At 46.4% G+C, this 12,115-nt stretch carries 17 protein-coding genes and 1 pseudogene; 2 read left to right on the top strand and 16 right to left on the bottom strand.

Annotation, left to right across the window (positions count from 1 at the left end):
• Window positions 1–11: 11 nt before the first annotated feature.
• From A3712_RS28795 to A3712_RS02220, 14 genes are all read right to left on the bottom strand, one after another.
• The gene (locus A3712_RS28795; RefSeq protein ID WP_425086313.1) at window positions 12–200 is read right to left on the bottom strand and encodes a DUF6890 family protein; all 189 of its coding nucleotides are present in this window, start codon (window positions 198–200) and stop codon (window positions 12–14) included.
• Window positions 197–478 carry a putative phage tail assembly chaperone gene (locus A3712_RS02160; protein WP_063522083.1) on the bottom strand — a complete coding sequence of 94 codons (282 nt, stop codon included), beginning with the start codon at window positions 476–478 and terminating at the stop codon, window positions 197–199. Before A3712_RS02160 ends, A3712_RS28795 begins: the two co-directional genes overlap by 4 nt.
• Complete coding sequence (locus tag A3712_RS02165; protein WP_063522084.1) at window positions 475–711, bottom strand: hypothetical protein; 237 nt, start codon at window positions 709–711, stop codon at window positions 475–477. The genes A3712_RS02160 and A3712_RS02165 overlap by 4 nt, the downstream gene beginning before the upstream one ends.
• On the bottom strand, window positions 712–1,296 hold the full coding sequence (locus A3712_RS02170) for a 3TM-type holin (RefSeq protein WP_063522085.1): 585 nt from the start codon (window positions 1,294–1,296) through the stop codon (window positions 712–714).
• A 2-nt stretch (window positions 1,297–1,298) separates the two neighbouring features.
• Entirely contained in the window at window positions 1,299–1,721 is a 423-nt protein-coding gene (locus A3712_RS02175) for a DUF5675 family protein (protein ID WP_063522086.1), read from the bottom strand.
• Between the two features lie 9 nt (window positions 1,722–1,730).
• Window positions 1,731–1,949, bottom strand: coding sequence for a TraR/DksA C4-type zinc finger protein (locus A3712_RS02180; RefSeq protein ID WP_063522087.1), 219 nt, complete (start codon window positions 1,947–1,949; stop codon window positions 1,731–1,733).
• A 21-nt stretch (window positions 1,950–1,970) separates the two neighbouring features.
• The gene (locus A3712_RS02185) at window positions 1,971–2,423 is read right to left on the bottom strand and encodes a phage protein (RefSeq protein ID WP_063522088.1); all 453 of its coding nucleotides are present in this window, start codon (window positions 2,421–2,423) and stop codon (window positions 1,971–1,973) included.
• A 3-nt stretch (window positions 2,424–2,426) separates the two neighbouring features.
• Window positions 2,427–3,557, bottom strand: a complete 1,131-nt coding sequence (locus A3712_RS02190; RefSeq protein ID WP_063522089.1) for a DUF2586 domain-containing protein — start codon at window positions 3,555–3,557, stop codon at window positions 2,427–2,429.
• Between the two features lie 2 nt (window positions 3,558–3,559).
• The gene (locus A3712_RS02195) at window positions 3,560–4,219 is read right to left on the bottom strand and encodes a phage virion morphogenesis protein (RefSeq protein ID WP_063522090.1); all 660 of its coding nucleotides are present in this window, start codon (window positions 4,217–4,219) and stop codon (window positions 3,560–3,562) included.
• Window positions 4,212–4,700 carry a phage tail protein gene (locus A3712_RS02200; protein WP_063522091.1) on the bottom strand — a complete coding sequence of 163 codons (489 nt, stop codon included), beginning with the start codon at window positions 4,698–4,700 and terminating at the stop codon, window positions 4,212–4,214. Before A3712_RS02200 ends, A3712_RS02195 begins: the two co-directional genes overlap by 8 nt.
• An 11-nt stretch (window positions 4,701–4,711) precedes the next feature.
• On the bottom strand, window positions 4,712–5,176 hold the full coding sequence (locus tag A3712_RS02205) for a head completion/stabilization protein (RefSeq protein WP_063522092.1): 465 nt from the start codon (window positions 5,174–5,176) through the stop codon (window positions 4,712–4,714).
• A 115-nt stretch (window positions 5,177–5,291) separates the two neighbouring features.
• A complete protein-coding gene (gpM, locus tag A3712_RS02210; protein ID WP_063522093.1) occupies window positions 5,292–6,008 on the bottom strand; it encodes a phage terminase small subunit in 717 nt (238 codons plus the stop codon).
• A gap of 9 nt (window positions 6,009–6,017) precedes the next feature.
• The gene (locus tag A3712_RS02215) at window positions 6,018–7,022 is read right to left on the bottom strand and encodes a phage major capsid protein, P2 family (protein ID WP_063522094.1); all 1,005 of its coding nucleotides are present in this window, start codon (window positions 7,020–7,022) and stop codon (window positions 6,018–6,020) included.
• The gene (locus tag A3712_RS02220; RefSeq protein WP_063522095.1) at window positions 7,022–7,912 is read right to left on the bottom strand and encodes a GPO family capsid scaffolding protein; all 891 of its coding nucleotides are present in this window, start codon (window positions 7,910–7,912) and stop codon (window positions 7,022–7,024) included. The genes A3712_RS02215 and A3712_RS02220 overlap by 1 nt, the downstream gene beginning before the upstream one ends.
• Window positions 7,913–8,086: 174 nt before the next feature.
• Between A3712_RS02220 and A3712_RS02225 the strand changes: the two genes are divergently transcribed.
• Window positions 8,087–9,865, top strand: a complete 1,779-nt coding sequence (locus A3712_RS02225; protein ID WP_063522096.1) for a terminase large subunit domain-containing protein — start codon at window positions 8,087–8,089, stop codon at window positions 9,863–9,865.
• A 4-nt stretch (window positions 9,866–9,869) separates the two neighbouring features.
• Window positions 9,870–10,889, top strand: coding sequence for a phage portal protein (locus A3712_RS02230; RefSeq protein WP_063522097.1), 1,020 nt, complete (start codon window positions 9,870–9,872; stop codon window positions 10,887–10,889).
• Between the two features lie 486 nt (window positions 10,890–11,375).
• On the opposite strand, the pseudogene A3712_RS27275 reads toward A3712_RS02230, so the two are convergent.
• Window positions 11,376–11,450, bottom strand: a pseudogene (locus tag A3712_RS27275) (IS1 family transposase); the annotation flags it as partial.
• A 106-nt stretch (window positions 11,451–11,556) separates the two neighbouring features.
• A complete protein-coding gene (locus A3712_RS26435; protein WP_231891754.1) occupies window positions 11,557–12,045 on the bottom strand; it encodes a hypothetical protein in 489 nt (162 codons plus the stop codon).
• Window positions 12,046–12,115 lie beyond the last annotated feature (70 nt).

Raw genomic sequence — 12,115 nt, forward strand, 5'->3', positions numbered from 1 at the left:
TGATGCTTACCTTACTTACTAAATAATCGGCTAATTGCGCTCATTACTGCTCTTTCTTCGCGTTCGAACTGGTGTTTATCCAGCCAGATAGCGCGGCTTAAACTTTGTTCGTCGTCGGGTTCATTGGGTAGAAAATGACGACGCAGGGCAAAGGCTTGTTCAAGTGGGTTATCTTCAATCCGCTTTGCCCTGTCGGTTATTTTTTTAGTGAGATTTCAATGCCGCCTTTAGAGGCATTACTCACTGTTGCGAACAGCTCAATGGTTAGACCGGGCACACTATTAAGTAACTCGATAAGCGCATCTTTCTGCTCTGTTTTAACAGTGCGAGTCAAATACGTGTACGCAGGCGCCACTTTGTTGTTTGGCATCATGTCATTGGTATGGTTGTTCGCGTCTTGCACCGTTGGAGTGAATTCGAAATCAGTACCACCGATAGTCACTACTACAGGTTTTGATGTGAAAGCGGGTTTAGTCATGCTGCGTCTCTTCCTTTCAATAAGTTGTAAATTCGATCAAAGCCCGATGCCATGTTGCGCTCCATTCGGTCGCCCAACTCTTTTACATCGTCTTTGGTTGCGTAGGTTTCAGCTACGTGGGTTTTGTGTTCTGCCAAATCTTTAGAAACGGCTGTTAATCGAGTGATAACCGCACCTACGACTACGGCAATCAGCATTCCTACTGCTGCGAGTGCAGCCAACCAATCCGCCATTTAGCCCCCTTTAATCGCTGCTTTCAGGGTGTTGATTGTGCCCAATGGGGTGCTTCCCATAGACACTTGCTTGTCTTGCGAACGTTTGTGAATGTTGATACCAAGCACTGTCAGCCCAATACCAAACAATGGCGTCATTGCTACCACGCTATTCACTACACTGGCCGCATGCTCTGGATAAAACATCATGACCACGGCAAGGCTCAGAAACAGCAATACCCAAGCGGCACACATCGAGTAACCCCAAGTTGGACGCCAGCGACGCACATATGGGTCATTACTAGCAAGCTCTGCCTGCATCGTTGCGTGTTGTTGAGTGATAGCCAATTGACGCTCTTCGCTCTCAAGTTTTGCATGCTCAAATGCCAAGCGTTTCAGCTCAACTTCATGATCCGCTTCTAGCTGCTTGAGTTTCAGAACTGCTTCGGGGTTCACAGCTAACTCTTGCTCTATTGCTTTCGAAGTATTTTCAACACCGAGTGCGTTAGACACCAACCCGCCCACTGCCGTACCAATAGGGCCACCAATTAATGTTCCAATCAAAGGGGCAGAATTGCCGATCAGCGATTTAACCTTATCCCACATAATCAGTCCTTAATGATGGTAAGTTGAGCAGATTCGCCGGCTAACTCTTTCATTAACGCATTGAATGCTGAAGTTGAGTTCACCACCGCCCATTCGCCATTCACAAACCCAAAATCAACACCTGGTGCTAAGCAACCTTGCAACTCTTTAGGTGAATTAGCTTTATGAATCAGAATGTGTGTGCGTAGGCTTGGTCCTTGTCGAGTCACACCCAACGTGTCCGCTTCTAAGGCATAGCATTCACCAAATCGTGGGGATTCATGAGGAAACAAACTATAGGTACCCTCAACAATGCAAGATTCGCTTGGCTTGTTATTCAACATTGGTCGCTCTGCAACACAACACACTTTGCTGCCATCTTCACGATGTAGGGTTGAGTACGTTCCGTGTTCAAAGTAGCGGCGTTTCATCAATAGTTTTTTCATTGGAAAACCCTAAATTAGACCTTTCTCCGCTAGCTGCTGACAGCTAACGCAGTACTGACAACCTGCGACTTTAATACGGCGCAGCTCTGGGATTTCATCGCCACACTCGTGGCACTCTTTCGCGCTTTCTTTTTGGCCTGTCTGCACTGACCGTTTACGTTGGCTTGCAATAGCCATTTCGGTGAATTTGGCTTCGTTACTACTGGCATGGTCGATAAAATCCGGCATTCGTTATCTCTCTGGTTAGGCTTAAAGCAGGCCGCGTGTGTCGTCTTTGCTTAGGTATGAAATACCATTGATGCGAACAAAGTGCGGACTCGTTACAAAACCTTTCAGTTTGCGTTTGGTCTTATCACTGCTGTTAGGATCGACACTAAGTAGATCAGAGATTTGAAGCTTCACACCGAACAACTCAACTTTGTCTTCATCGGCACCTGTATTTGCATAGAACATGCAATCGTGAGGCTTGATACCACGCCAGCTACCTGCTTCTCTTGCCTTTTGCTGTAACTTACGGAAGTTGTTTAAGTCCAACTCATATTCAACATCACAGCTAACGGCACCATGCGTAAAGCCGGTTGGTATCCCACGCTCTTTATCAACGGCGGATTCGTCATTGATGGTTGCTGTTGCCGATTCCACATGAACCAGAACGCCCAACATGTTTACGTCGAAACTTCGACCGGTATAACGAGAAGTCATTGATTACTCTCCTAGACGTTGGTTAAGCATGATGCCGATGGTGATTTTCACTGGGCATTCATAGGGCGTAACAGCGAGCAGAATCTCCACTTCTTCACTGTTAACCCAAGTGATGGTGATGTCTTCATCTTGTGGCGGTTTGATTTCACCAGGGAACTCGTAATCGCCGATTTTCGTTACGACCGCCATTTCACGCAGGTCTTGGGTAAAGTAGAGCTTGGCACTTGCTTCACTGCCCGGCGTTGAATTGAACTCACGGTCAGCGATTCGAGCAATCGCACGGACTCGCACTTTACGGGCTGCTTTCATCGCAACACGGATATGGCGAATATCTTGAAAGTCACCACCAGGAACATCTAAAGTACGGCCCGTTGTCCAGTACTGCCCCGGATAATCTGGGTACCACATTGGCACCGCCAGTCTGGCGGCTTCCAGTGCTTTCAGGGTTGCCAACTCCAACGGCTTGCCGTCTTTATCTGTTGCCAAAACCATGCTACCCAGTACGCTGCCTGTTTTGACTCGTGCAGGGGAGTCAGCAATAGACACTTCTTGGTTTGCCAAGCGACCTGCGTAGATACCTATCGTTGAGTTGTCTTTGTGAACTTGAGGAACAACGGTGATGTACTCACTTGCGATGCTTTTGGGTACCGGGACTGTTGCTGCCAGCCACTGCGCCCATGTTTCTCCGGCGTCTGAATCATTGATACCCGGCAACGTGCAGATCATGAAGACTTCACGGCCTAACTTGGCTTTGAGTTCTGTCCGGCAAGCGACAGCGTCTTCAAGCGTTGATGTGCCTGTAACGGGTTTATCAAGTACAACGGCTTCAAAACTTGATGTTTCATTGGCTTTAAAAACGGCGGCTTGCCAACTGTCTGCGTGGTCTAAGACGATCACACCTGCAGTCCAGTTCTTCTTCCCGTTTAGCTGGGCGGCTTTTAGTGTAAGTATGTGCACTGGGTCGATGTTATCGAACGTGCTATCTGCAAAATCCGTGGTGTTGTCCACCATGATTAGGTTGCGCTCTGTTCCTGCGACTGTGCCGTACACAACAAACAGAAAGTGAAATTCAACGCCCGGAATCGGTCCGCGCATCATGTTCAGAATGTTAATAATGACGGTAGGCCATGCCATGTTTAGTTGCTCCTGTTTCGATTCAATTCCCGCTTAATAATCATTGCAGCCCGTTTGGGACTAATGCCTATCAATCGGCGTTCTGGGCGATCTACTTCCCACTTACGTGATGGAGTTTTGTTTTCCAGATCACTAATCAGTTTTGCGGCTTCGGCTACGGTCATATTCTGAGTAATGAATTTGAGCGTTGGCTTTTTGCCTCTCTTCTGCCTGCCTTGGGGCGGAAGTCTGTAACCTAAATCGCGTAGCTCTTTCGCTTGCTCTCTCGTTGCCGGGTCGGTTTTCTTTGGCTCTTTTGCTTTCTTGGCTTGCTTGAACCTCTGCTGCAAACCGCTTTTCTCTGCTTCACCTGTATGATGAGCCAGTGCTACGGTTCCTCGCCTTGAGGGCCAACCAACCACCAAAACCCGGTTATTGTCTTTTTGAAAATGCTTTAGCTTCTTGGTGAAGCCTTTAAGCATCTTGCGCCTACCTTTTTTGCGCTTTGACCACGACTTACCGTCTGGGTCACGCTGTGCTCGAATGTTCTTTTTGGTCGTCTTGGTGATGTATTTGCCAAGCTCTTTCAGCACTCTGGTTCTGGCTTGTTTATCAAGCTTTAGCAGCTCGAATTGTTCTTTAACTCGTAAATAACTGCGCTTATCTGCCCGTATCTCATACATTGCGAATAACTAAGTTGGATAGCCTTTGCGCCTGCCAAATCTCGTACTCTTCAATCTTCCAGCTTTGACCATTCCAATAGATTGGTCCGCTTGGATCTGCCTTCACTTTGACTGGTTCTTCAAACATCACCGAGATCAGCACTTCGGCGTTTTTCTCATCTTCCAGCACGACATCTACGTCTGGGTCGTCTAAGTCTTCAATGTGGAAACGGTCAGAGTCGTTATCCATCAACCAAGCCCCTACGTTCGCAAACAGCACTGCAGGGTCGTATTCTTTAAAAGGAAACTTATCGAAGTAAAAGTCAGCAACATAACGTTGATAAAGCAGGTCGAAACCTTGCCCCATGTGCTTCGTTTCCAGTTTCAATTCCACCTTACCCATTTCACATTCCATGCGCTTGGCTATCTTTTCGCCCACTACACTGGTTAAAAATGCGTTTAAGTCTCGTAACTTGTAACCGGCTTGATACTGAGTACTCATAACCGTTCCTTTCACAACAAAGCCGCCGACGAACGAGAAACACCCAGCATATTTCTAATCACTCGTTGGCTTTCTGCCATTAGGTCGTCACGTGTGTCTGTTGACCTATCAGCGAGGTGGTCACCTTTATCTTTGGTATGAACCGTTGCAATATCTGGGAGTAGATCAGCTTTAGCCCTCGAATTAACCGCAGATTCATACTGAATCACAACGCGGTTTTTTCCATTAACAATGGGCGTAATCGGTACGTCTGCTGCGCGTTGATGTCCTTGTTCGAGATACTGCAACTTTAATTTTTCGAGAGCTCTGTTCACCTCAGCCATGGCATTCACTAAAGCAATCGTGATGCGATCAGGATCTTGTGCTGCTGGTATTCCTCTACGCTTTTCAAAATCACCGACGTTTAAGTTGGGCCAGAAACCATCATTAGTGATTTCAGTATCTTGATAATGCGCATCTGAAGAGCCCGTAAACATGCTTAATCCCTTTTAAATAGGTGCGCCTCTAGCCACTGAGTCGACGGAATAAACAGGGTGATAAATCACTTGTTCTTCCTCGTCAGCCGAGGCGCGGCGGCTTAGGAGCGGTTAATTAGAGGTTGTCGACACTCTCTAATGCTCGGATACGTTGGTCGATGTTATCGATCATGGTGCTTACCCCAATCGCGCTGTATTGCTCATGCGCGTTTTGAAGATGAGTTCGCGCTGTCTGTAGCGTGTCGATATCCCCCACCGACGCGGCGTGTGGTTTACCTTGCTCATTTCGAAGCAAGTGTAGGCCGGCGAACTTCAACCATTTCGCTGTCGGCTTCTCGTTGATACGCCACACTTGAGTGACCTTATCAAAGACCTGAGAGAAATAAGGTTCAACGGACTGACCCTTGTCTGCCATACGCACTGACCAGGCCAAGACTTCATCGGCGCAGAAGGTGGCAAAATCCCGCTTGAATCGTTCTGGGGTATCTAACCCGCGTTCGATAGCAATGTCACACCACGCAATGGCGGTTTCTAAATCTTCGATATCGAAGAGCCAAATTACCATTTGAGTAAATAACGGGTTGTCGAACTGCTCGTCACCATAAAGATAAGCTTCAATCGCTTCACGGTATTTAGGGACCAAAACATCACGTTTGTGGTTCACCTTTTCATCCGTTCGATTAAAGGTTTTTAGCACCTTCAAATCACTTTCGAGTTCGGCGAGAAGCAGGTGCAAACTGTTTGGGTTAGCGACAAACTGTTTCTCAGGTGTCGATTTCTTTTGCTGTTTTGCCAATGCTTCTTGGCGTAATTTAGCTAATGGACTTGCCATGATTCACCCTTACGCTGGTAGTGGTTCAACAACAGTTACGTCTTCAATCGCGGCAAACTTGTGGTAGTTGCCGACGGCATAACCTTCCATTCGAATATGGTTAGATTCGAAGCGAAGTCGATCCGTATTGTTCTCTTGCTTACGCCACTGAGTGCCTGTTTGCGTCAAGATTTGCAGATTTTTTAGGTTGGTGACCCAAATTGCGTTCGCAGGAAAAAACGGAGGTGTATAAGCCTTCTTGCCCGCAATCGTCTTAGCGAGAGATTGAGCGGCTTTGTGCTCGGTAGGCGTGTCTGCCGACTCCAACAAACGATGCTGCTCAGCCGCCACCAGGTTAGAGCCAATAATCACGACCAAATCATCATCTTGGCGATGTTGCTCTGCTATGGTGGTGTTAATCAAATCTTGAACCAGTGAATCCAGATTTTTATACGAGCCGTCTGTTTTGCCTGTCGCATCCAGTTTTGCAGCCGGAAGTACTTGAGCCGCTTTTTTCTCTTTGACGATGGCCAACCAACCTTTGTTGACGTCTTGGCCTAGAGGGTTATTCAACGGATCGGTCACCGTCGCAATACTCGTACCATTAAAACCGATACGCAGCATATCTAACGCAAAACGTTTAGCGATGGCGCTTTTCATCAAATTAAGCCACTGGCCCTTACTGCCAGAATTAATCCATTGCGTCATCAGCTCCCAAGGGATATGGCAACCTGAATCGGTTTTTACGAGTTCGTAAGTATTGCCTTCTTGATCGACATCCACACTGAAACGGCCATCAGCACGACCGGTGGCAAGACCATCTAAGCCCACATCAATGACCTGACCTTTGATTTGTTCAACCAAACCACTGTGGATCATGCCAAGAAAGGCATGGGAATGTTTCATCGCGTCACGCAGCTTGGTTTCCATCACCGGCGTGATGCTAAACATCTTAGAGCCAGCAGCCGCACCAGCCGCTTGAACCGTCACGTCACAGAACTCTTGAATACATTGAGTAGAAATGGCATTTAACATTAATACATATCCTTAGCATTGAATTGATTAGCATCATCGCCGCCATGGCCTTCTTCACCAGGCTTTTGCCCTGGGACTTCTTGCTTAAGCTCGGCGAACTGGGTTTCTAGGCTCTTTACTTGCTCGGTGACGGGCGCGAGCTGCTTCTCCAATACACAGGAAAACTGCTCTAAAGAGAACGTTTGAACTTCGCCTTCAGGGACGGCTTCGGGTTCATTAGGCGTTTGCGTTTGCAGGTTAAACTCTTGCTTGAGTTCATCCTTTAGGTCACCTTTCATGATGCCGAACTGCTCTTTCAGGGCAGCGTTGAGTTGTTCTTCGGTCACTTCTTCTTCCTCTGGTTCAGGTTCCGGTTGTGGCTCTGGCTGTTCGTCACCAGAATTGAAAAAGGCATTACACAGAGCAAAAAAGCGATCGGTTTTGGAATAGCACTCATCCAAATTGATGGCTTCCAGTTGGCTACAACTGAGCTCTGTGGTTTTACCGTCTTGTCGTGAAAACTGAAGTAATGACACACCAGACGATGCTGGGGAATCGGTCACGGCTAACCCCGTTAGGTAGCACTTTCCTTGCCCTTTATAATCTGGATCGGGTTCAATGGAGGTAAACAGCTTCTGCCCAAGCTTATTGGCTTCAAGTAAGTATTGGTTAGGTTCAAGCTTGGCAAACAAGCGCATTTTGCCATCCACTTCTTCAGCTTTAACTTCAAGCACTCTGCCCCAGTTACTGCCGTAACCGGCAAAGCGTTTATGCTCTGGCCAAATCAACGCGGTGTATTCACTCAGGGCATAGTTCTCGGCAATCTGCGTGAGCCATTCGCGGGTGATCTTACGACCATCAACCGTCGGCCCTTCGGTTGCTACAATTTTCCAATCACTGATTTTTGCCATTTGAGTGTGTACCTAATTTTCATTGGTCAGTTTGTGTTTTGAGTTTTCACAATACGCCTTTGAATCGGTGGTTTCAGCCACTTCGATTCCGACCAATTCGGATAGGAGCGATAACGGAAATCATCCGAACTTTGCTATGCAATTTAAGGCGTTAACAGGGCTTATGATTGGCTCATGGCATATACATCCGAAACACGACATGCAGCCCGAGCCCTGTATTTAAAGGCTTGGACACCCAAAGAAATCGCTTCCGAATTAGGTTTGAACAGCACCCGAATTCTTTATCACTGGGCTGACAAATACGGATGGCGTGACATGCTGCGCGAGCAAACAATAGATGAATCCATCGCGCGCAGAATTGAAACCTTACTCGAATTGGAGAACCCTTCTAAAAGCCAACTCGATATGCTCGATAGGCTCATCAAGCACCACGTTCAACTTAAAAAATTCCACGCTCAAACTCAGCCAGTTACTGAGAAACACACCACGAATGAAACGGAACCTGCACCGGATACTCACAGTAAAAAAGCGCGTTCTAATAAGTCTGACGACAAGCAGAAAAAGAAGAGTAAAAAGAAAAACAACATCACTGAGCTGACCAAGGAGCAATTCTCGACATGGCATGAGTCGCTCTTTGAATATCAGCACACGATGCGTAACAACCTGCACCAACGAACGCGTAATATTCTTAAATCCCGTCAGATTGGCGCCACCTACTACTTCAGTGGTGAAGCGCTGGAAGATGCGATTTTGACCGGCGACAACCAAATATTCTTGTCTGCGTCTCGCGCCCAGGCGGAAGTGTTCAGAAGCTACATCATTGCGATTGGTGAAGAATTCTTAGGCGTTGAGTTAACCGGTAACCCGATTATTCTCTCTAACGGCGCTGAGCTCAGATTCTTATCCACCAACTCCAAAACCGCACAAAGTTATCATGGCCATGTTTATGTGGACGAGTACTTTTGGATCCCAAAATTCGATGAGCTCAACAAACTCGCGTCCGCCATGGCAACCCATAAGAACTGGCGCAAAACCTACTTCTCGACCCCTTCCGCTAAAACGCACCAGGCTTATACCTTTTGGACGGGCGACCAATGGCGCCAAGGGCGAGATACCCGCGCCAATATTGAGTTCCCGACCTTTGACGATTATCAAGACGGTGGACGGCTCTGTCCAGACAAGCAGTGGCGTTACGTGGTCACGATTGAGGATGCCGCTGCAGGCGGTTGTGAGCTATTTGATATCGATGAGCTGCGCGACGAATACAGCAAAGACGATTTCGATAATCTGTTTATGTGTATCTTCGTCGATGGTGCCAGCTCGGTCTTTAAGTTCTCAGCCCTTGAGAAAGCCATGGTCGACATTAGCCGTTGGCAAGACTTCAAGCCCAATGACAACGATCCCTTCGACCGGCGTGAGGTGTGGTTAGGTTACGACCCAAGCCGAACCCGAGACAACGCTTGTTTAGTTGTGGTGGCCCCGCCTATTGTGGCCATTGAAAAGTTCCGAGTCTTGGAAAAGCACTATTGGCGCGGGTTGAACTTTCAGTACCAGGCTCAGCAAGTCTCAAAAGTGTTTGAGCGTTACAACGTCAGCTATTTGGGCATCGATACCACAGGCATTGGCGCGGGTGTGTATGACTTACTCAGCAAAAAACACCCGCGAGAAACCGTGGCCATTCAATACAGCAACGAAAGTAAAAACCGATTGGTGATGAAGATGATTGATGTGGTCGAAGCCAATCGCATTCAATTTGATGCTGAGCATAAAGACATTGCCATGGCATTCATGGCCATTAAACGGGCGACTACCAATAGCGGTAATAGCATGACTTTCAAAGCCGAACGCAGCGAATTAACTGGCCACGCCGATGCATTTTGGGCTATTTCACACGCTTGCATTAATGAGCCGCTCGACCACTCAGAAAAACGCAAATCAACTTGGCAGATGTAACTCTATGACTGAACAGAAAACAGAAACGATCACGAAAGAAAGCACCAATGATGAAAGCTTGATGTTTAGCTTTGGTGAGCCTGAGATCATGAATCGTGATTTTACCAACTACGATTACAGCGAACTGTATTACAACGACGATGGCGACTATTGGGAGCCGCCACTTGATAGAATGGGCTTAAACAAACTCACACGAGCCAACGCCTATCACGGCTCTATCTTAATGGCTCGCCGTAATATGATTTCAGGTCGTTACATCCAAGGTGGAATGCAGAAGCAACAAATGCAATCGGCCGTGCATGACTTCTTGGAGTTCGGTGACACGGCCCTGCTTAAGCTGCGTAATTACTTAGGCAAAGTCATTGGGCTATGGCCTATTCCGACTATGTATTTACGCAAACGTAAGAATGGTAATTTTGCTTTCTTAGAGCGTGGCGAAAAACAGAAGAGTTATAAGAAAGAGGACATCATTTTCATCAAGCAATACGACCCTGTCCAGCAAGTCTATGGTGGGCCAGATTATCTGGGGTGTGTTCAATCCGCACTACTTAGCCAGGACTCCACCACCTTTCGCCGCCGGTACTATAAGAACGGTTTGCACATGGGTTTTATCTTCTACGCCACCGACCCAAATCTGAGCAAAGAAGATGAAGACGACCTAAAAGAAAAGATGGCTTCTAGCCGTGGCGTGGGTAACTTCCGCTCGATGTTTATCAATATCCCGAACGGCAATGAGCGAGGCATACAGCTCATACCCGTTGGCGATATCGCCACCAAAGATGAATACGAAAAAATTAAGAACGTCACTGCTCAAGAAGTGATAACAGGTCACCGCTTCCCTGTAGAACTGGCCGCCATCATTCCAAATGGTGGGACCCGTGGTGATCCCATTAAATTCGATTACGTCTACTGCAAGAATGAAGTCATTCCGGCTTGTGAGATGTTCATGGATGCCGTTAATGGTGATCCGGAAGTGCCGGAAAGTCTGCATTTAACCTTTAACCTGGACAACATTGCCACGTAGACACAATGACATTTTTTGCAATTTTGTTTTTCGTTGCAATTCACGCTCAGCCCTTATCTAACAAGGGCTGAGGCGATACGAAACTGATCATCGAAAAAACACAAATGATCATCAAAAACCTGACCTAAAATACAGAAATCAATAAATTTCAATCACTTAAAAACACAAAACAGATCAACACTGATCGTCAAAATTTCAATTTATTGCAATTTTTTGCACTCTTCGCAATTTTGCTAGGCGCCCTGTAAGCCATTCTCAGCCCTTCAATTATCCCCCATCCCCCGTTATTCCTAAAGGGCTTGCGGCTTATTAGGTTTCTATTACGGTCGCAGAATTTCGCTGAAATAGAATTGCGAAAAAATGAGATCAAAAACGTAGCAGGCGGGTAGGAGGAGTGCGTTTTCCGTGGGTTGTTTGTGCTTTAGGTGGGGCTGTGAGACAGGCGTAAAAAGCCACCGTAATCGGTCATGACTCCAATCAGTTGATTCAAAGATAGGATTCACGCTCAATGAATGTCCCGATCACCTTGTCGTGCATTTTCTCGGATTTGGAAAAACCGATAATTCACTCATTCAAGCAAAACGGGACACATTAATGTTTCCCGTTTTTATTTTAATAATAATTAATGACTGAACGTTGTATTTTCAAGATTTGAAATAGGTGACATCTAATAAACCCGAACCAATCTTAACCTACGCATGTTTTCAGATAGGTAAACATTCTCATATCCAGGAAGGAGGCCACGTGTACCATCTGGGTAATTGATTATAAATCTAGACCAGTCAGATGATGCCCATCGTCCTGGTTGAGGTACGTAGTCTTCTCGACAATTAATATTTAGATTGATAAAAGCTGAAAACTCTACGTTAAAAGGAGTGCGAAGTAAGTCTTGCTCACTATTTTCATCAGTTACCGGTAAAAGCAACCAATGACCCGGAACTTCGACATAATTGCCACTATCATCCTGATACCAGTACCAATCTGAAGCATCTTGTTTACCGCAGTAAACATAAGTCACTTGAGAAAAACTAAATGTAGAAACAGAGCATAGTATGGTGAATAAGAATATTTTGAACATGGAAAAGCCTATAGATAATTTAATGTTTTTAAAGATATCACTTTGTTTATTGCTATGAGTGACAACCAGTTTTACCAACTAGCCTTCTCACTTGAATTGGCGATATTCAAAGTAAGAATTGACGTTGGAAACAAAATTTAACATTGCC

The sequence above is a fragment of the Vibrio sp. HI00D65 genome (assembly GCF_001635455.1).
Taxonomy (GTDB): Bacteria; Pseudomonadota; Gammaproteobacteria; order Enterobacterales; family Vibrionaceae; genus Vibrio.

Coding starts and splice junctions, on each gene's coding strand:
- A3712_RS02185 (WP_063522088.1), bottom strand. CDS start 2,423: ATGACTTCTCGTTATACCGGTCGAAGTTTCGACGTAAACATGTTGGGC.
- A3712_RS02165 (WP_063522084.1), bottom strand. CDS start 711: ATGGCGGATTGGTTGGCTGCACTCGCAGCAGTAGGAATGCTGATTGCC.
- A3712_RS02225 (WP_063522096.1), top strand. CDS start 8,087: ATGGCATATACATCCGAAACACGACATGCAGCCCGAGCCCTGTATTTA.
- gpM (WP_063522093.1), bottom strand. CDS start 6,008: ATGGCAAGTCCATTAGCTAAATTACGCCAAGAAGCATTGGCAAAACAG.
- A3712_RS02215 (WP_063522094.1), bottom strand. CDS start 7,022: ATGTTAAATGCCATTTCTACTCAATGTATTCAAGAGTTCTGTGACGTG.
- A3712_RS02170 (WP_063522085.1), bottom strand. CDS start 1,296: ATGTGGGATAAGGTTAAATCGCTGATCGGCAATTCTGCCCCTTTGATT.
- A3712_RS02220 (WP_063522095.1), bottom strand. CDS start 7,912: ATGGCAAAAATCAGTGATTGGAAAATTGTAGCAACCGAAGGGCCGACG.
- A3712_RS02160 (WP_063522083.1), bottom strand. CDS start 478: ATGACTAAACCCGCTTTCACATCAAAACCTGTAGTAGTGACTATCGGT.
- A3712_RS02200 (WP_063522091.1), bottom strand. CDS start 4,700: ATGAGTACTCAGTATCAAGCCGGTTACAAGTTACGAGACTTAAACGCA.
- A3712_RS02230 (WP_063522097.1), top strand. CDS start 9,870: ATGACTGAACAGAAAACAGAAACGATCACGAAAGAAAGCACCAATGAT.
- A3712_RS02180 (WP_063522087.1), bottom strand. CDS start 1,949: ATGCCGGATTTTATCGACCATGCCAGTAGTAACGAAGCCAAATTCACC.
- A3712_RS02205 (WP_063522092.1), bottom strand. CDS start 5,176: ATGTTTACGGGCTCTTCAGATGCGCATTATCAAGATACTGAAATCACT.
- A3712_RS02195 (WP_063522090.1), bottom strand. CDS start 4,219: ATGTATGAGATACGGGCAGATAAGCGCAGTTATTTACGAGTTAAAGAA.
- A3712_RS02190 (WP_063522089.1), bottom strand. CDS start 3,557: ATGGCATGGCCTACCGTCATTATTAACATTCTGAACATGATGCGCGGA.
- A3712_RS02175 (WP_063522086.1), bottom strand. CDS start 1,721: ATGAAAAAACTATTGATGAAACGCCGCTACTTTGAACACGGAACGTAC.